Source organism: Bacillus sp. VA15 (genome assembly GCF_055721145.1).
Window position 1 is genome coordinate 1 of record NZ_JBVQPQ010000002.1, and the last position, 18767, is coordinate 18767.

Sequence of the window (18767 nt, forward strand, 5' to 3'; positions counted from 1 at the left end):
CACTTCAACCGGATAACTCACTCTTGTCCTCATAGAAAAAACACCTCCAAGTCTAATTTCGGATAACAATCATCCGTTTTCAAACTTGAAGGTGTTTTTATTTGTCTCATCTTATGGGGTCAGTCCCTTACGACAGGCTTTTTTATTTGAATGTAATCCGCACTGGTAAACGTTTAACGCCAAACACAAAGGGACTAGGGATCGCTTCAAGCTTTTCATCATGATCAGCTTTTTCGATACAGGCTGACATTGATAAAAGGGAGGAAAGAGCGATGTTCGCTTCAAGCCTGGCCAATGGAGCGCCGAGGCAAAAGTGAATCCCGAATCCAAAGCTGAGATGAGGATAGGAAGGGCGGTCAATCTTAAAACAATCAGGTTCACAAAATTTGTCTTCATCGCGGTTGGCTGACGCGATCCAGCTGATAACGGAAGATCCCTTTTTGATGAACACTCCGCCAAGCTCTGTGTCTTCCGCCGCGACACGCCCGATGGCCTGCACAGGCGGATAGTAGCGAAGCGTTTCTTCTATTACATTGGCAATATTGTCTGTATTTTGTCTTACCTGCTGTTGGACCACTGAGTCTTCTGTCAGATAACGAACTGCATTTGCAATCAAATTTGTAGTCGTTTCATTCCCTGCGACGAGAAGAAGAATACAAAAACCGATCAGCTGTTCTTCTGTTAAATGTTCTCCGTCGATTTCCGCCTGTAAAAGCATTGTCATTAAATCTTCTTTTGGTTCAGTTCTTCGTTTTGACAGGATGTCCCTGAAATAGTCACTTAAAAAAGTGTGGCCATCACGCCGATTATGGAGCATGTCAGCAACAGCTTTGTCGGAGCTATCCTTTGCTCCAGCTACAAGTACGTCGGAGTATGTTTTAATCAAGTGGCGGTCTTCAATCGGAGCGCCCAGCATTTCAGCTATGATGATAACAGGGAGGGGACCTGCAAAATCTTCAATGATATCGATTGTACTCTTTTGCCGTGCTTCTTGTAAGAGAAATGCTGTCACGTCTTTTATGCGGGTTTCGAGTTGCTTTACTGCTTTTGGGGTAAACGCTCTGTTGACGAGAGCCCGTAATTTGGTGTGTTTCGGAGGGTCCATTGTTAATATACTTTCAGTCTGTATGCCGCGTTTTGATGAAAAGAACTTGGGATTTTTCAGGACGAACTGAACATCATCGTATTTGAAAACATCCCAGCAATCCCGCTGTTGGTCATAACGGACAGGGGACTCACGCCGGAGCTTATCATAAATTGGGAAAGGAAAAAGCCGGTCTTTTTCGGAGTGCAATTCTTCCATCGGAATAAGGTTGGCGTAACGTTCTTCCTTTGAAGGGCGTGCAGTTTGATTTGTCATTCTATCATCTCCTTTCTCCATACGTTACCAAACCCTGTTTTTCAATTCAATGGACATAAAATAAAGAAAATGTAAATCGGACAATCGTTTCACATTGAAGATAACGGTGAAGATCGGCTATAATAAAACTAAATGAACTGTGTACCAAATGTTCAATATCTATTTTATATTCCGCTGCAATGATAAACAGCAAATATGAGGATTACTGGATTAACAGTCCTTAATATAAAGAAGGAAACCAATAGTATAAAATTGAATATTTAGTACATAGTGTTCTCAGTGACAGAAGAAGGGGTGCATATGATGAAAGAGGAAAAAAGAAGTTCAACTGGCTTTTTAGTTAAACAGCGCGCATTTTTAAAACTTTATATGATAACGATGACAGAGCAAGAAAGACTTTACGGACTAAAGCTGCTTGAGGTGCTTCGGTCTGAATTTAAAGAGATTGGATTTAAACCAAATCACACAGAAGTATACCGGTCTTTGCATGAGCTTCTTGATGACGGGATATTAAAGCAAATCAAAGTAAAAAAAGAAGGGGCTAAGCTCCAGGAAGTCGTACTCTATCAATTTAAAGATTACGAGGCTGCCAAACTATATAAAAAACAGCTGAAGGTTGAGCTGGACCGCTGTAAAAAACTGATTGAAAAAGCGCTCTCAGATAATTTTTAATAGAAACAAACACCCGCGCAGCAGTGTGCATCGGGTGTTTTCTGCTTTACATTATACATATTTGTCGAAAAGAAACAATACAAATCAATGATGACCTTCACACTTGACATCATTTCCTCACGTGGTAACATTTTAAACGTGTGAAAATGCGAACAAAAAAGCGAACAAAGGAGATGTTACCGATCTTTGATCAAAAAAAAGTAGCCTTTATAGGAGCAGGATCTATGGCGGAAGGAATGATATCAGGTATCGTTCGTGCCAACAAAATCCCGAAACAAAACATCTGCGTTACAAACCGCAGCAATACAGAGCGATTAGCTGAACTTGAACTTCAATATGGAATCAAAGGCGCCTCACCGAACCAAATGTGTATTGAAGACATGGATGTGCTCATCTTGGCAATGAAGCCAAAAGACGCCGAAAGCGCTCTGTCATCACTAAAAACACGTATTCAACCCCATCAATTAATCTTGTCGGTCCTTGCCGGCATAACCACCTCTTTTATTGAACAATCATTGCTTAATCAACAGCCGGTTGTCAGGGTGATGCCCAACACCTCCAGTATGATCGGTGCTTCTGCAACAGCCATTGCGCTTGGCAAGTATGTGTCAGAAGACCTGCAAAAGCTGGCTGAAGCACTGCTCGGATGCATGGGTGAAGTCTATACCATCCAAGAAAATCAAATGGACATATTCACCGGAATTGCCGGCAGCGGCCCCGCGTATTTTTATTATTTAATGGAATTCATTGAAAAGACAGGCGAGGAAGCGGGCCTCGATAAACAGTTATCTCGAAGCATCGGCGCACAGACGCTTTTAGGTGCCGCAAAAATGCTCATGGAAACAGGAGAACAGCCTGAGGTCTTAAGAGACAATATCACGTCACCGAACGGAACGACTGCTGCCGGGCTGCAAGCCTTGAAAAAGAGCGGCGGCGGAGAAGCGATTTCTCAAGCGATTAAGCATGCGGCTAAGCGTTCAAAGGAAATCAGCGACGATATCGAAAAAACAGCGGCACCGCTATCAGGAGTGATAAAGTGACGCCTGATACAAACATGAAAAGAGTCGTTGTGAAGATTGGAAGCAGTTCATTAACAAGCCTTCATGGAGAAATCAGCATTCGAAAATTAGAAGCGTTGGTCGACCAAGTCGTCAAACTCAAAGACGCCGGCTATGAAGTGATTTTGGTTTCCTCAGGCGCGGTGGCGGCGGGATATCGGAAGCTCGGATTTATCCGAAGACCCGAAAAGCTTCCGGAAAAACAAGCATCAGCCTCAATTGGCCAGGGCCTGCTGATGGAAGCTTATTCAAAGCTGTTTTTGGCACACGGCTATGTTGCATCCCAAATTTTAATTACGAGAAGCGATTTTTCTGATGAATATCGATATAACAATGTCCGGAATACAATGAATGTACTTCTCGAACGCGGCATCATCCCGATTATCAACGAAAATGATACAGTTACCGTCAATCGGCTCAAGTTTGGCGACAATGATACGCTCGCAGCAAAAGTCGCCGGATTAATTGATGCAGATATGCTTGTGATTTTATCAGATATCGACGGATTATATGACGGCAATCCGCGTACAAATCCAGAAGCGAAAAGGATGGAGCGGGTAAGTGAAATAACGCCTGACATCGAAGCGTGTGCAGGTGATACTGGCAGCGGCGTCGGCACTGGCGGTATGCGCTCTAAGCTTGATGCGTTTAAAATCGTAATGGCATCCGGAATTAAAGGATTTCTTGGTCAGGCAGATGCAGGTGATATTTTATATCAAGCCGTTCATGAAGTAGCGGAAGGCACCTATTTTGAAGCAGAGGGAACGCTTCCGTTGAATCAAAAGGAGCAGTGGATCGCTTTTAATTCCGGCCCGGAAGGTGAAATGATTTTATCAGATGATTATTCCCGAAAAATAACAAGCGGCCAATCGAGTTTATATCTGGACGGTGTACAGGAGATTAAAGGAAAATTCAAAAGCGGATCAGTTGTTCGGCTGATGGATTCACAAGGGGCAGAAATCGGGCTCGGAATCGTCAATTATTCTTCTGTACAGCTTCAAGAACCGGAAAAGAAGGAAGAATTGATAAACAAAGCTGTGATTGATCAGGAAGCATTTGTTTGCCATGTAGATTTATCTTTGCCTGTCAATTAATTTGCAGTAAAAAACCCGAAGCTTCTTTTATAGAAGCTCGGGTTCGTTTTTTTATTGATACTGCTCCAGCTTAGAGAAGAATTGAATGACAAACTCATAAAAGTCATTCGCAGACGGAGCAAGCTCTCTGTTTTTTGGTTTAATGATCCCGACAGTCCGTTTTACTTGAGGGAACTCAATTGGAATTTTCACAGTAAAACGAGGTGTCGTTTCAGCAAAAGTGCTTTCAGGCAGAAGGGTAACGCCCATTCCTGCGGACACTAATCCTTTGATCGCATCCAAATCCTCACCCTCCGTAGAAACGAGAGGAGCAAAGCCGGCTTGTTTGCAAGTATCGATTGCCATCTTCCTGAGTACAAATCCTTCCGGGAACAATACAAATTGGTCGTTGCGCAAATCAATTAAATGAACCGTTTTTTGTTTGGCAAGCGGATGATTTAATGGAACAAGCGCGTAAATTTTTTCTGTGAATAAAATTTTCCCTGCTATGTCAGGGAAATTCGTCGGCACCGGCCCTAATAAAGCCAAATCAATATCGCGGTTTCTGACAGCTTCAATCAGAAACTTATAGGAGCCTTGGCGCAGCAAAAATTCGACGTGCGGATATTCTTCTTTAAATGCTGAAATGACAGTCGGCAAAAGCTGGCTGGCAAGGCTTGTAGGAAAGCCGATCTTTACCGTTCCGCGATGCGGGTCGAGATACTCATCAATTTGTTCTTTCGCATAATCGATGGCTTTCATCGCCGTTTTCACATGAATTAAAAATTCTTTTCCGATCGGCGTGAGTTTGATATTTCTCCCTTCACGTTCAAATAAAGTCACATTTAATTCTTCTTCAAGATTTGCAATTTGTCTGCTGATTGCTGATTGGGCCACATGCAAATGATCAGCGGCTTCTGAAACGTGTTCTCTTTCAGCCACCTCCATAAAATAACGCAGTTGGCGCAGCTCCATGTTTGTCTCACATCCATCTATCTCATTTTGAGATTCTTTTGATCTAAATTATATATTGTTTATATCGTTTTGAAAACCTACAATGATTATAGAGTGTTAGATTTTATGACCGGTATTATCGGAAATTGATCGGGGGAGAGGAATTATGACGTACAATCAAATGCCAAAAGCTCAAGGTCTCTACCGTCCTGAATTTGAACATGATGCATGCGGAATCGGCCTATATGCGCACTTAAAGGGCAAGCAGACTCACGACATCGTCAAACAAGGGCTTAAGATGCTTTGCCAGCTAGACCACAGAGGAGGCCAAGGCAGTGATCCGGATACAGGAGACGGAGCCGGCTTACTGGTTCAAATCCCTGATGCATTCTTTAGGAAAGAGTGCAAAGACATCAATCTGCCGGAAAAAGGGCGTTACGGGGTAGGAATGGTCTTTTTCTCACAGAAGAAAGATGAAAGAAAAAAAATCGAAAAGCAAATCAATGCACTGATTGAACAAGAAGGCCAAGTCGTTCTTGGATGGAGAACTGTACCTGTAAATGTCGGAAAAATCGGAACAGTAGCGCAAAAAAGCTGTCCGTTTGTCCGTCAGGTATTTATCGGTGCGAGTTCTGATCTGAAGGACAATTTGTCTTTTGAACGAAAATTGTATGTCATTCGCAAACAGGCTGAAAACTGGGGAGTAACGGAAGGTTTTGATTTTTATTTTGCCAGTCTTTCAAGCCAGACCATCGTTTACAAAGGCCTTTTAACACCTGAACAAGTTGATGCGTTTTATTCTGATCTGCAGGATGAAGCATTCGTTTCTGCTTTTGCGCTTGTCCATTCACGCTTCAGCACCAACACATTCCCTACATGGGAAAGAGCGCATCCTAACCGCTATTTGGTTCACAACGGTGAAATCAACACCCTTCGCGGAAACATCAACTGGATGAGAGCGCGTGAGCAGCAATTTGTATCTGAAAGCTTCGGTGAGGACTTAAACAAGATTCTGCCGATTTTAAATGCTGACGGCAGTGACTCATCCATTTTGGATAACGCATTTGAATTTTTCGTGATGGCTGGACGCAAACCGGCACATACAGCGATGATGCTCATTCCTGAGCCGTGGACGGAAAATACGCATATGTCTAAGGAAAAAAGAGCGTTCTACGAGTACCATAGCTCTCTGATGGAGCCTTGGGACGGACCGACAGCCATTTCATTTACTGACGGAAAACAAATCGGTGCGATCCTTGACCGGAATGGTCTCCGTCCGGCCCGTTATTATGTAACAAAAGATGATTATATTATTTTCTCATCTGAAGTAGGCGTTATTGAAGTTGAACAGGAGAACGTTTTATATAAAAACCGTCTCGAACCTGGAAAAATGCTTTTAATAGACCTAGAAGAAGGCCGCATTATCTCGGATGAAGAAGTCAAAACACAAATTGCAACGGAGTACCCGTACCAAAAGTGGCTTGAAGAAGAGCTTGTGCAAGTGAATCCTGATCCGGAATCAAGAGAGGAAGAACAGTTTACAGATCTTCTTACTCGCCAGAAGGCATTCGGATACACATATGAAGATATCCAAAAATATTTAATTCCTGTCATTAAAGAAGGCAAAGATCCTCTCGGTTCAATGGGGAATGACGCGCCGCTTGCTGTTCTGTCAGACCATGCGCAATCACTGTTTAACTACTTTAAGCAGCTGTTTGCACAAGTAACGAACCCGCCAATCGACGCGATTCGTGAGCAGCTTGTGACATCAACGATGACGTGGCTCGGTGCAGAAGGCGATCTTCTTCATCCGAGTGAGCGAAACGTTCGCCGGATTAAACTGTATACACCTGTTTTATCAAACGAACAATTTTACGCATTAAAAACGATTGTTCATCCTGATTTAAAAAGCCAAAAAATCGATGTGCTGTTTTCAGAGGATCTTGAACGCGGATTAAAGGACATGTTCACACAGGCAGAGAAAGCCATCAGCCAAGGCGTAAGCCTGTTAATTTTATCAGATAAAAAGATGAATGAACGCCTGACACCAATTCCGCCGCTTCTGGCAGTCAGCGCGCTGCATCAGCATTTAATCCGCAAAGGGCTGCGTACGAAAGTCAGCATTATTGTGGAATCAGGAGAAGCGCGTGAAGTGCATCACTTTGCAGCATTAATCGGTTACGGCGCAGATGCGATTAATCCTTATCTCGCTTATGCGACCTACAAGCAGGAAATTGATGAAGGACGTTTGGATATCAGCTATGAAGAAGCGGTCAGCAAATATGGAAAAAGCATTACTGAAGGTGTCGTAAAAGTCATGTCCAAGATGGGGATTTCAACTGTACAAAGTTACAGAGGCGCCCAAATCTTTGAAGCGGTAGGAATCAGCCGTGATGTAATTGACCGCTATTTCACAGGTACTGCATCACAGCTCGGCGGCATCGACATAAAAACAATTGCGGAAGAGGCGCAGCGCCGCCACCGGGAAGCGTATCAGGATGATTTCAGCAAAACGCTTGAATCAGGAAGTGACTTCCAATGGAGAAACGGCGGAGAGCATCATGCGTTTAACCCGAAAACGATTCATACCTTGCAATGGGCATGCCGCAGAAATGATTACAATCTGTTTAAACAATATACAAAAGCGGCAGATGAAGAGCGAATCGGATTTTTACGGAACTTGTTTGGATTTGACGGAAACCGAAAGCCGCTGAAATTAGAAGAAGTCGAATCCGCTGAATCGATTGTCAAACGCTTTAAAACAGGTGCGATGTCATTTGGATCCTTGAGTAAGGAAGCGCACGAAGCTTTAGCAATCGCAATGAACCGTCTTGGCGGAAAAAGCAACAGCGGTGAGGGCGGAGAAGATCCAAAACGCTTTGTTCCAGATGAAAACGGTGATGACAGAAGAAGTGCAATCAAACAAATTGCATCCGGACGTTTCGGTGTCAAAAGCCATTACCTCGTCAATGCAGATGAGCTGCAGATTAAAATGGCGCAAGGCGCTAAGCCGGGTGAGGGCGGGCAGCTGCCTGGCAATAAAGTATATCCTTGGGTTGCCAATGTCCGTGGATCAACGCCTGGTGTCGGATTAATCTCACCACCGCCGCACCATGACATTTATTCGATTGAGGATTTGGCCCAGCTGATCCACGATTTGAAAAATGCCAACCGTGACGCAAGAATCAGCGTGAAGCTGGTGTCAAAAGCAGGCGTAGGCACAATTGCTGCAGGTGTTGCCAAAGCGACTGCCGATGTCATTGTAATCAGCGGTTACGATGGAGGTACAGGTGCCTCTCCGAAAACCAGTATTAAACATACAGGGCTTCCGTGGGAGCTTGGCCTCGCAGAAGCACATCAAACATTAATGCTGAACGGACTCCGTGACCGTGTTGTATTAGAAACAGACGGAAAGCTCATGACGGGCCGAGACGTTGTGATGGCTGCCTTGCTCGGAGCTGAAGAATTCGGTTTCGCAACGGCTCCATTAGTTGTACTCGGTTGTGTCATGATGCGTGCCTGCCATTTGGATACATGTCCTGTCGGGGTAGCGACACAAAATCCAGAGCTTCGCAAAAAGTTCATGGGAGATCCTGATCATATTGTGAACTATATGTTGTTCATTGCTGAAGAAGTTCGTGAGTACATGGCTGCGTTAGGCTTCAAGACATTTGATGAAATGATCGGCCGCACTGACGTACTTCATGTGAGTGAACGCGCGAAGGCGCACTGGAAGGCAAGCCAGCTTGATTTGTCTACACTTCTTTATCAGCCTGAAGGCGTACGAACATTCCAATCGCCACAAAATCATAAAATTGATCAATCACTTGATATCACAGCGATTCTCCCGGCCGTACAAGAAGCCATCGAGTCTGGAAAAGAAGCGGATGTTTCTATCGCAATTAACAATACAAACCGTGTAGCCGGAACGATAACAGGCAGTGAAATTTCAAAACGCTACGGAGAAGAAGGGCTTCCTGAAGATACGATCAAGCTGCAGTTTACCGGATCAGCCGGACAAAGCTTTGGAGCCTTCGTTCCTAAAGGAATGACGCTTTATTTGGATGGAGACTCAAATGATTATGTCGGAAAAGGGCTTTCTGGCGGAAAAATCATCGTCAAGTCACCGGAAGGATTCAATTCCGCTTCAGATGACAACGTCATTATCGGCAACGTGGCTTTCTACGGTGCGACAAGCGGAGAAGCATACATTAACGGACGTGCGGGTGAACGCTTTGCCGTTCGGAATAGCGGTGTGAACGTGGTTGTAGAAGGTATTGGTGACCACGGCTGTGAATACATGACTGGCGGCAGTGTTGTCGTACTCGCTGATGTAGGCAAAAACTTCGCTGCAGGTATGTCCGGCGGAATCGCTTATGTTCTCGCCGAAGATGTAAAAGCGTTTAAACGCAAATGCAATCTTGAAATGATTTTATTTGAATCATTAGAGGATGAGGAAGAAATCGAACAAATTAAAGCAATGCTTGAAAAACATGCTGGGTATACAAACAGCCAAAAAGCGGCAGACCTGCTTGATCAGTGGGAAAACAGCGTGAAAAAATTTGTCAAAGTCATTCCGAAAAACTATAAACAAATGCTGGCGAGCATCGAAGAGCAAAAAGCTGCAGGTTTATCAGATGAAGAAGCCGTCATGTTCGCATTTGAAGCCAACACGAAGCCAAAGCAGAATACAGCAACATCGGGACAAAAACAAGCGGTAGTGCAGTAAGGAAGGGGAGAGGAACATGGGGAAACCAACTGGATTTATGGAGATCAAGCGAGAAAAACCTGCTGAGCGGGACCCTCTCACTCGCTTAAAGGATTGGAAAGAATATTCTGCTCCTTTTTCAGAAGAAGCATCGAAACGTCAGGGGGCGCGGTGTATGGATTGCGGTACGCCGTTTTGCCAGATCGGTGCGGACATTAACGGATTTACATCCGGCTGTCCAATTTACAACTTAATTCCTGAATGGAATGATCTTGTCTACCGGGGCAGATGGAAAGAAGCATTGGAACGTCTTTTGAAAACAAACAACTTTCCTGAATTCACTGGGCGGGTATGTCCCGCTCCTTGTGAAGGTTCATGTACATTAGCGATTTCAGACCCGGCCGTATCAATTAAAAACATTGAGCGGACCATTATCGACAAAGGATTTGAGAACGGCTGGATTCAGCCTAGAATTCCCAAAAAACGAACAGGCAAAAAAGTGGCCATCGTCGGGTCGGGCCCAGCCGGACTGGCGAGTGCAGACCAGCTGAATCAAGCAGGACATTCCGTCACTGTTTTTGAGCGCTCAGACAGAGCCGGCGGCCTTTTAACATACGGCATTCCGAACATGAAGCTTGAGAAGGGGATTGTAGAACGCCGGGTTAAATTGCTGACGCAAGAAGGAATTGATTTTGTCACGAACACAGAAATCGGCGTTGACATTACAGCTGATGAGCTGAAGGAGCAATTTGACGCTGTGATTCTGTGCACAGGCGCTCAAAAACAGCGGGATCTATTAATTGAAGGACGCGACTCAAAAGGAGTTCATTATGCGATGGACTACCTGACACTCGCAACAAAAAGCTATTTAGATTCTAACTTTAAAGACAAGCAATTCATTGATGCCAAAGGGAAAGATGTCATCGTAATCGGAGGAGGAGACACAGGAGCTGACTGTGTCGCTACTGCTCTCCGACAAAAAGCCAAAAGCGTGCATCAATTCGGCAAACACCCGAAACTTCCGCCAGCCCGCACGAATGACAATATGTGGCCTGAACAGCCGCACATCTTTACGCTTGAATATGCGTATGAAGAAGCGGAAGCAAAATTCGGAAGAGATCCGAGGGAATACTCCATTCAAACGAAAAAATTGGTTGCGGATAAACATGGCAAGCTGAAAGAGCTTCATACTATTCAAATGGAGAAAGTGAAAAATGAGCACGGAAAATACGAGTTCCGCGAGCTTCCTGGAACGGAAAAAGTATGGCCTGCTCAGCTTGTCTTCATCGCTATTGGCTTTGAAGGCACAGAACAGCCGCTGTTGAAACAGTTCGGTGTTGATTCTGTAAATAACAAAATCAGCGCAACATATGGGGATTATCAAACAAATATCGATGGCGTATTCGCCGCAGGGGATGCAAGAAGAGGCCAAAGCTTAATCGTATGGGCGATTAATGAAGGCCGTGAAGTGGCGCGTGAAGTGGATCGATACTTGATGGGGAGTTCAGTTCTTCCGTAAATAAAGGGGATTATGATATAAAGGAAACCGGTCTGATTGCCAGCCGGTTTCTTTTTTATTCCATTATGATTCCGATGTTTCCAAACTGTCTGCCTTCCTGCATTCTCGTATATGCTTCACATACTTTTTCTAAAGGATATGTGCGGTCTATTACAGGTCGCAGCTTATGTTTTTCAATAAAAGCCAGCATATCGTGAAATTCTTCACAGCTCCCCATTGATGTTCCCAATATATTGATCTGAGGAAAGAATAAAGAACGTACTGGAAAACAGAGATCGTCACCTGAGCTTGCCCCGAAGCTGACAATACGGCCGTTCGGTTTTACATGGCGGAAGTATTCCGAAAAGAGGGCAGGGCCTATACTGTCAAGAACAACATCAGCCCTTTTTTCCTGCAACTGTTCATCCCAATTGCTGTAACTATCAAATGCATAATCAGCACCTAATTGCAGCGCCCTGTTTCTTTTCTCCTCACTGCGGGAAGTCACGCTTACGGTTGCTCCAATCGCTTTAGCCATGAACATAGCGTAGGTTGCAACACCGCTGCCGATGCCGGGTATCAATAGATGCTCGCCTTTTTTTAATTGGGCTTTCGTAAACAGGGCTCGATATGCAGTTAAAGCTGATAAAGGTAAAACGCCTGCTTCTTCCCAGGATAAATAAGAAGGTTTTTTGATCGCATTTTGTGAAGGGATGATCACGTATTCAGCAAGCGTTCCGTCAGAAGGGCCTCCCAGAATCTCAGGTACAGCCGGTACGTTCTCTGTCAAATCCCAGTTCAATGTCGGGAAAATAATTACTTCTGTTTGAATAGCAACGTTTTTGACGCCTTCACCAACCTCTTCAATGATCCCGGCGCCGTCAGATCCCAGTATCACATGAGGATCTCGTTCAGACTTGTTTTTCATAAGAAACAGGTCACGGTGATTTAGACCTGCCGATTTTAATTTTACCTTTACTTCTCCGTATCCGGGCTTTTTTGATGGAACCTCTTGAAATGATAATCCCTGAAGTCCGGGTTTTCCGTTGTGAATTACAGCTTTCATGCTGTCTGCCTCCTCATTGAGCGGATCGGATCGTTGGAAACAACGGCGGTAACGCATCTGCCCGAGCATGCTGCCTCCTTCCTCAGGCGCTTTCCTGAAGTAGATTTATCAGTAAACACAGCTGATACACACAATTTGATTCAGCAGGTTCTTGATCATAAAGTTGATGGCGCTTTTGTATACGGGCCGGTTGAGCACCCTGATGTCAGACAAATCCATGTTTCCGATGATGAATTGGTATTGATTTCATCGCGGGAAGAAACGGCAGAAGACATGCTTCGCCAGCCGATGCTCTTTTTTGGAGCTGGCTGTTCTCATCGCGCCAGGGTCAAAAGATTGCTGGAGGAAGCAGGCATTCAAAATCAAAAAATCATAGAGTTTGGCACATTGGAAGCCATTATAAGAGGAGTATCCGCCGGGTTGGGCACGGCGCTGCTTCCTAAGTCCGCTGTAGACTGCTCCGAGCGTCCTACGAATGTATGGATTCATCAGCTGCCAGCAGCGTATCAAGACTTAGAGATCGTATTTATATACAGGAAAGACTTTTTTATTACAAGTGCGTTTCAGAGATTTATTGATGAGATAAGCGTAATAAAATGATAAAGAAAGATGCATTGGTTTCGGTCTGTTATGCTGAACAAAGAGCGTAGCCGATTGTCAAGAAAGCTGGCATACGGAATACCACACAAAAGCATATTAAATGGAAGTGGATATTGTTTCCGTTCTTATATAAAAAAGGACTGCATATAAAAAACTGTACTCATTTGAAGCGAGTACAGTTTTTATCTTTTATTTCCGTTTTAAATTAATGCCGATCGCCGCGCCGTTTCTGCTTGAATCAGCTACGCCTTTAAAGGTGCCATTTTCATGGTCGATTGAAATGCTTTGTACGTTTCCGATTTCTACCGGGCTTTTGCCGAATTTATGGCCCATGCCGTTTAGTTTACTGAGGACGTCTTCAGGAACTCCGTCTTCGTAGCGATAGGAGCTCATGCTGTTTGTGTAAATTCTCGGCTCTTCAACAGCAGCTTTTAATTCCATGCCGTATTCGATGTGATAGAGAATGGTTTGCAAGACGGATGAAATAATGGTGGCCCCGCCAGGAGATCCGACGGTGAGGACAGGCTTGTCATCCTTAAATAAAATGGTCGGGGTCATGCTGCTTAAAGGCCGTTTGTTTGGCTGTACTTCATTAGCTCCGCCAGGAACCGCATCAAAATCTGTTAATTCATTGTTTAAAATGACGCCGTAATCAGGGACCATAATACCAGTTCCGAATAGCTGTTCAATTGTCGTCGTATAAGAAACAACATTTCCCCAGCGGTCGGCAACTGTAAAGTGGGTTGTTTGGCCTTCTACTTTGTCTTTCGGCTGTTCGACTTGCTTATAGTTTGCCGATCCTTCTTGGTATTTCCAAGGATCACCGGCTTTCGGTTTTTTATTGACTTGATCTAAATTGATTAATTGCTGGCGTTCTTTAATATAATCGGGGTGAAGCAGGCCTTTGAGAGGAACGTTTACAAATTCGGGATCACCTGCGTAAGACGCACGGTCGGCATAAGACAAATGCATCGTTTCAGCAAGCAGTTGATATTTTTCCCATGAGCGGACATCGTATTGTGAAAGGTTAAAATCATCAAGTATTTTCAGCATTTGCAATAAGAAAATACCGCCAGAGCTTGGAGGAGGAGTAGTGGCGATTTGATAGCCTTGATAGTCTCCCCAAATCGGTTCATCGATTGTGATGTCATAATTTTCTAAATCTTTTTCCGTCATTGATCCGCCGAAATCCTGTACAGTGTCAGAAAGTGCTTTGGCAAATTTTCCTTCATAGAAAGCATCAGTGCCTTTTGAGCGAATGAGCTTAAACGTTTTTGCCAAATCCTTTTGAATCAATGTATCGCCTTCTTTAAGCGGCTCGCCATTTGGCAAAAATACATCTTTTGCGGCAGTCCGTGACAGCTTTTCCTGATAATTAGAAATAGCATCTGCCAACACCGAATCAATCGGAAATCCTTTTTCAGCGAGTTTAATAGAAGGGGTGATTAATTTCTTCATCGATCGGGTTCCCCATTTATCCAGGGCTTCCTCCAGGCCTTTCAGCGTGCCTGGAACACCGACGGCAGTACCTTTTGTCACACGTTCAGAGAAAGGAATGGCTTTGCCGTTCTCATCGAGAAACATATCGGGGGTTGCGCCTGCTGGAGCACGTTCACGGCTGTCAATGATCGTTGTATCCTTTGTTTTTCCGTCATACACCATCATAAAACCGCCGCCGCCAATGCCTGACATCATCGGCTCTGTTACATTGAGTGCAAATTGAATGGCAACTGCCGCGTCAATCGCATTTCCTCCTTTTTTCAGCACATCAGCACCGATTTCCGAAGCGAGAGGATGCGCGGTGGCAACCATGCCGTCTTTCCCTACATCTACTTGTTTGTACTCATCGTAGCTTTTGGGCGGCTTTTTAGCTTCCGCGTGAAAAGGGACACTTCCAGCGACTAACAGAACACTAAGCAGAGCTGTTAAACAGACATTCCACGTTCTTTTCATGTTCTCCCTCCTATATGAAGCTGTTATGTTACAATCTTAGCGTAAAAAATTTACAGCGTTTTCACAAGTGACAAATGGTATATTATATAGAACATTAACCAGTTTTTCTGTGCAAAATTGATTATATTGATACGAGCCATGTGCTATATTAGAATCAGCTACGGATTAAGAAAGGACTGCTATATGTATTTAACGATTAAAGAAACAGCAGAATATGCAAATCTTTCAGAGGATTATATTAAAAGCATGGTGCTCGAAGGAAAAATCAGGGTCGTTCATGACGGTGAGCAATTTTTGATTTATAAGGGACAGTTCAAAACGCATCTCGAACAGCTGGAAAATTACAAAACACTCGTGCAGGAAATATTAAATGAACCGATCCCGGAAGATATTGATGTAAAGGATGAGGATTAGGGCACAATTTCAAATTGTGTCTTTTTTTGTATATCCTTTTAAAAACATCAGAAAAACCGAATCGTCAGATTTTGTTTTAAGAGGTTTTTTGATGATATCTAGAGGGATATGTATCGAATAGATCAAAAGCTTTATATGAAGCTTTAAAATACATTTAAGAGGGAGAGAGTTTTTAGAAACTACTTCATCTCCTTATGTAACACTATGTATATTATGTTACATAAATGCCGCCGTACTTTGACATTCAACGTTTTTCAGCTATAATAGTAACATAGACCTCAAAACGTTACATAACGGTTTTTAAGGAGTTTTTTGATGCATATTGTACAGCCGATTCGCAGCTTAGAGAAAATTCAAGATGTAAAACAGTATTTGCTAAACAAAAACAAGCGGGATTATTTTCTGTTTATTTTCGGCATCAACAGCGCGCTCCGCATTTCTGATATTCTGCCGCTGCAAGTGAAGGACGTTAAAAACAAAGATCATTTATGGGCGACTGAAAGCAAAACGAAAAAGAAAAGGAAGATTCTCATTTTAGAATCACTGAAACAGGAAATATACGAGTATACAAAAGACATGAAAGAAAACGAATATCTTTTTAAGTCTGTCCGGACCAGGAAACCGATTTCCCGCATTCAGGCCTACAGGATTTTAAGAGAAGCCGCCGCGGCGTGCGGACTTGAGGAGATAGGGACGCATACGCTCCGGAAAACGTTCGGCTATCATTTTTATCAGCGGACAAAAGACATTGCCGAGCTGCAGAGAATACTGAATCATTCATCACCCTCGATTACAATGCGGTATATCGGTATTGATGAAGACACGACAAGGGCCGCGTATAAGGTTTTTGGAGGGCTTTAATACAAACCGCTTGAAAATTTTGTTCATCAGAGCTACTATATAAATACAAAAAGCTCTAGTAGCACAGCGGATAGTGCAGCAGTTTCCTAAACTGCAGGTCGGGAGTTCGAATCTCTCCTAGAGCGTTATATTAACAAAAAGACAACAGGCTTTTCGTCTGTTGTCTTTTTGTATGCCAAATAAATAACGCCCGCTTATACCGGGCGTTTTTCTTATATAACTGCGTCAAATTGATTGACTTTCCATTTTTTATTTTCTTTTACAAATGTCACTTTCCGTTTCGCTGAAGGTGATCCGTCTAAAGTAGGAACGGTAAATTCGTATGTGACTGTGCCGCCTTTTTTAGAAATCAGTTTAGCGGTTGATTTTTTCCAATTTAATAGGTTGTCTCCATCACCGATTGGAACCGCAAGTTTTCCTTTTGAAACAGTGAAATGATAGTCTTTAAACCCTTTTTCGATTGCTGTTTTTGTGAAAATAGGAGTTAAGTAATTCACTGCTTTTGCTTTAGTGCCTAGATCACTGCACATATACACATATTGAAGATTTTGATACTCAAATGTGCCTGATGGACAAACTGCTTTTTTCGCTTTTGGATTGTGGCCGCTCATTGTGTTCCAAAAATGCTCTCTTGCTGATAATGCCAGCTGCAGTGCTTGTTTTTGTGATAAATCGCCTGAATTATTTTTCGCAAATGCATTTGTGCTTAATGACAGAATAAGTGCAATAGTTGTTAGAAATAGAAGACATTTTTTCATTGTGGTTCACTCCTTCAAAATCTCTTTCTCTTATGTTACAAATGTTACAATAATTACGGATAGATTACAACACTTTTGCATAAATTATTTTTTATTCTTTTCCTTACAAAGAAATAGGCTGTTACTTGCTAGTTTATTCTTCATAAGCTAAAAAGATGTGTAAAATTAGAAGAATCGGGAAGGGTTTCATATGTACAGTGATGAATAATAACATGTTGCATATCCTGTTTTTGTCAAAAGAATAGGGGGCATGTTTACAAACGAATTCAAATAAAGGAGCTTTCAATATGGAAACATCACAAGAACAACTTGTCACTCAGAAGAAAAGCAATCCATCTGTCTGGCGGTCTATGTCACTCTTTTTAGTGCCGCTTCTGCTAAGCAATGTGCTGCAATCAGTCGGCCAGCTAGTCGGGATGATGGCTGTAGGCAGATGGCTTGGTGTTGATGCGGTTGCAGCTGTATCATCCTTTTTCCCGTTATTTTTTCTTTTAATCTCATTTACAATCGGGATCGGTTCAGGAAGTTCGATCCTGATCGGACAAGCCTACGGGGCGAAGAATGAGGAGCGGTTAAAGGCTGTTGTCGGAACGACGCTCACGTTTACATTTTTATTAGGGGTTGTATTAGCCGTCATCGGCAGTATTTTCACTTTGGATATTCTTCGATTAATGGGCACGCCTGAAAATGTAATTCATGTCAGCGCCAGCTATGCACGTATCTTATTTTACGCTATGCCATTTATGTTTTTATATTTTGCATATACAACATTTTTGCGCGGAACAGGGGATTCTAAGACACCGTTTTATACGCTGATTGTGAGCACGGTCATCAACATAGCGCTTTTGCCCGTCTTAATCCTTGGCATGTTCGGTTTTCCGAAACTGGGCATATACGGCTCCGCATATGCAACCGTCTTTTCCACGATTGCGACATTTCTCGTGTTAATGGTGTATTTACGAAAACGAAACCATCCGCTGCAATTTGATAAAACGGTACGGCGTTATTTGAAAATGGATAAGGAACTGCTGGCTCTCCTGCTGCGCCTCGGGATTCCATCAAGCATCAATATGATTCTCGTCTCATTATCAGAGATAGCGGTTATTTCATTCGTCAACCATTACGGCTCTAATGCGACAGCTGCATACGGCGTGGTCAACCAGGTAGCCAGCTATGTGCAGATGCCGGCCGTCAGCCTTGGTATTGCGGTGTCTATTTTCGCCGCGCAATCGATCGGAGCGAACGAATCTGACCGCTTAAAGCAGGTCATCCGCGTCGGGATTTGGCTGAATTATATCATTGGCGGCGTGTTGATCATTCTGATCTATGTGTTTTCACAGCAGATTTTAGCGTTATTTTTAACCGAGAAAGACACACTTTACATCGCGCACCGTCTCTTGATGATTACATTGTGGAGCTATTTGCTGTTTGGAAATGCCCAAATTATTTCTGCGACGATGCGGGCAAGCGGAACGGTTTTATGGCCGACCGTTATCAGCATTTTTGCCATCTGGGGAGTAGAGGTGCCTGTCGCATTCGTACTATCCCACTACACAAAGCTTGAAATACTCGGCGTCTGGGTTGGCTATCCGGCTGCGTTTGCCGTCAGCTTGCTGTTGATTTATGGGTATTATCAATTCGTGTGGAAGAAGAAACAGATTACACGTCTCATCCAATAGACTCCCGAATCACACCGTTCATGATTTGAACGGTGTTTTTTTATTTGATAGGGAAAACATAAAATGGAGGAAATATGGCACAGTACATTGAATTCTTATACGAGCAATGAATC

Annotated in this window: 13 protein-coding genes, 1 tRNA gene and 1 pseudogene; 10 read left to right on the forward strand and 5 right to left on the reverse strand. The window is 43.4% G+C overall.

What is annotated here, in order from left to right:
- Positions 1-142: 142 nt before the first annotated feature.
- Positions 143-1360 (reverse strand): cytochrome P450, encoded by a 1218-nt coding sequence (locus AC0DBE_RS05355; protein ID WP_472961369.1) that lies wholly within the window; start codon positions 1358-1360, stop codon positions 143-145.
- Between the two features lie 303 nt (positions 1361-1663).
- On the opposite strand from AC0DBE_RS05355, the gene rtp reads away from it, so the two are divergent.
- From rtp to proB, 3 genes are all read left to right on the forward strand, one after another.
- Entirely contained in the window at positions 1664-2032 is a 369-nt protein-coding gene (rtp, locus tag AC0DBE_RS05360; protein WP_003220337.1) for a replication termination protein, read from the forward strand.
- Between the two features lie 146 nt (positions 2033-2178).
- Positions 2179-3072, forward strand: a complete 894-nt coding sequence (gene proC / locus AC0DBE_RS05365) for a pyrroline-5-carboxylate reductase (RefSeq protein WP_079288164.1) — start codon at positions 2179-2181, stop codon at positions 3070-3072.
- On the forward strand, positions 3069-4184 hold the full coding sequence (proB, locus tag AC0DBE_RS05370; RefSeq protein ID WP_326198841.1) for a glutamate 5-kinase: 1116 nt from the start codon (positions 3069-3071) through the stop codon (positions 4182-4184). Before proC ends, proB begins: the two co-directional genes overlap by 4 nt.
- Positions 4185-4235: 51 nt before the next feature.
- On the opposite strand, the gene gltC is transcribed toward proB, so the two are convergent.
- Positions 4236-5138, reverse strand: coding sequence for a glutamate biosynthesis transcriptional regulator GltC (gene gltC, locus AC0DBE_RS05375; RefSeq protein WP_014113982.1), 903 nt, complete (start codon positions 5136-5138; stop codon positions 4236-4238).
- A 145-nt stretch (positions 5139-5283) separates the two neighbouring features.
- On the opposite strand from gltC, the gene gltB reads away from it, so the two are divergent.
- Complete coding sequence (gene gltB, locus AC0DBE_RS05380; RefSeq protein ID WP_472961373.1) at positions 5284-9846, forward strand: glutamate synthase large subunit; 4563 nt, start codon at positions 5284-5286, stop codon at positions 9844-9846.
- Between the two features lie 16 nt (positions 9847-9862).
- A complete protein-coding gene (gltD, locus tag AC0DBE_RS05385; protein WP_014113980.1) occupies positions 9863-11344 on the forward strand; it encodes a glutamate synthase small subunit in 1482 nt (493 codons plus the stop codon).
- Positions 11345-11399: 55 nt separating this feature from the next.
- On the opposite strand, the gene AC0DBE_RS05390 is transcribed toward gltD, so the two are convergent.
- Entirely contained in the window at positions 11400-12389 is a 990-nt protein-coding gene (locus tag AC0DBE_RS05390) for a zinc-binding dehydrogenase (RefSeq protein WP_472961375.1), read from the reverse strand.
- 21 nt (positions 12390-12410) lie between these two features.
- Here AC0DBE_RS05390 and yofA point away from each other — a divergent pair.
- Positions 12411-12989 (forward strand): annotated as a pseudogene (gene yofA / locus AC0DBE_RS05395) (LysR family transcriptional regulator YofA); the annotation flags it as partial.
- A 189-nt stretch (positions 12990-13178) separates the two neighbouring features.
- On the opposite strand, the gene ggt reads toward yofA, so the two are convergent.
- Positions 13179-14942, reverse strand: coding sequence for a gamma-glutamyltransferase (gene ggt / locus AC0DBE_RS05400; protein ID WP_014113977.1), 1764 nt, complete (start codon positions 14940-14942; stop codon positions 13179-13181).
- Between the two features lie 183 nt (positions 14943-15125).
- On the opposite strand from ggt, the gene AC0DBE_RS05405 reads away from it, so the two are divergent.
- The 3 genes from AC0DBE_RS05405 to AC0DBE_RS05415 all read left to right on the forward strand — a co-directional run bounded on the left by AC0DBE_RS05405 (position 15126) and on the right by AC0DBE_RS05415 (position 16342).
- Positions 15126-15356 (forward strand): excisionase family DNA-binding protein, encoded by a 231-nt coding sequence (locus AC0DBE_RS05405; protein ID WP_014113976.1) that lies wholly within the window; start codon positions 15126-15128, stop codon positions 15354-15356.
- 315 nt (positions 15357-15671) lie between these two features.
- Positions 15672-16217: a site-specific integrase gene (locus tag AC0DBE_RS05410; protein WP_003220317.1), complete on the forward strand. Its 546-nt coding sequence runs from the start codon at positions 15672-15674 to the stop codon at positions 16215-16217.
- Between the two features lie 52 nt (positions 16218-16269).
- Positions 16270-16342: transfer RNA gene (locus AC0DBE_RS05415), tRNA-Arg, on the forward strand.
- An 87-nt stretch (positions 16343-16429) separates the two neighbouring features.
- Here AC0DBE_RS05415 and iseA read toward each other — a convergent pair.
- Positions 16430-16975 (reverse strand): DL-endopeptidase inhibitor IseA, encoded by a 546-nt coding sequence (iseA, locus tag AC0DBE_RS05420; RefSeq protein WP_014113974.1) that lies wholly within the window; start codon positions 16973-16975, stop codon positions 16430-16432.
- A 287-nt stretch (positions 16976-17262) separates the two neighbouring features.
- Here iseA and AC0DBE_RS05425 point away from each other — a divergent pair, with 287 nt between their 5' ends.
- Entirely contained in the window at positions 17263-18654 is a 1392-nt protein-coding gene (locus AC0DBE_RS05425) for an MATE family efflux transporter (RefSeq protein WP_014113973.1), read from the forward strand.
- Positions 18655-18767: the final 113 nt, after the last annotated feature.

Bases quoted from the DNA above. Each gene is read 5' to 3' on its own strand.
- AC0DBE_RS05355 (WP_472961369.1), bottom strand. From the start codon at position 1,360: ATGACAAATCAAACTGCACGCCCTTCAAAGGAAGAACGTTACGCCAAC.
- rtp (WP_003220337.1), top strand. From the start codon at position 1,664: ATGAAAGAGGAAAAAAGAAGTTCAACTGGCTTTTTAGTTAAACAGCGC.
- proC (WP_079288164.1), top strand. From the start codon at position 2,179: ATGCGAACAAAAAAGCGAACAAAGGAGATGTTACCGATCTTTGATCAA.
- gltC (WP_014113982.1), bottom strand. From the start codon at position 5,138: ATGGAGCTGCGCCAACTGCGTTATTTTATGGAGGTGGCTGAAAGAGAA.
- gltB (WP_472961373.1), top strand. From the start codon at position 5,284: ATGACGTACAATCAAATGCCAAAAGCTCAAGGTCTCTACCGTCCTGAA.
- gltD (WP_014113980.1), top strand. From the start codon at position 9,863: ATGGGGAAACCAACTGGATTTATGGAGATCAAGCGAGAAAAACCTGCT.
- AC0DBE_RS05390 (WP_472961375.1), bottom strand. From the start codon at position 12,389: ATGAAAGCTGTAATTCACAACGGAAAACCCGGACTTCAGGGATTATCA.
- ggt (WP_014113977.1), bottom strand. From the start codon at position 14,942: ATGAAAAGAACGTGGAATGTCTGTTTAACAGCTCTGCTTAGTGTTCTG.
- AC0DBE_RS05405 (WP_014113976.1), top strand. From the start codon at position 15,126: ATGTATTTAACGATTAAAGAAACAGCAGAATATGCAAATCTTTCAGAG.
- AC0DBE_RS05410 (WP_003220317.1), top strand. From the start codon at position 15,672: ATGCATATTGTACAGCCGATTCGCAGCTTAGAGAAAATTCAAGATGTA.
- iseA (WP_014113974.1), bottom strand. From the start codon at position 16,975: ATGAAAAAATGTCTTCTATTTCTAACAACTATTGCACTTATTCTGTCA.
- AC0DBE_RS05425 (WP_014113973.1), top strand. From the start codon at position 17,263: ATGGAAACATCACAAGAACAACTTGTCACTCAGAAGAAAAGCAATCCA.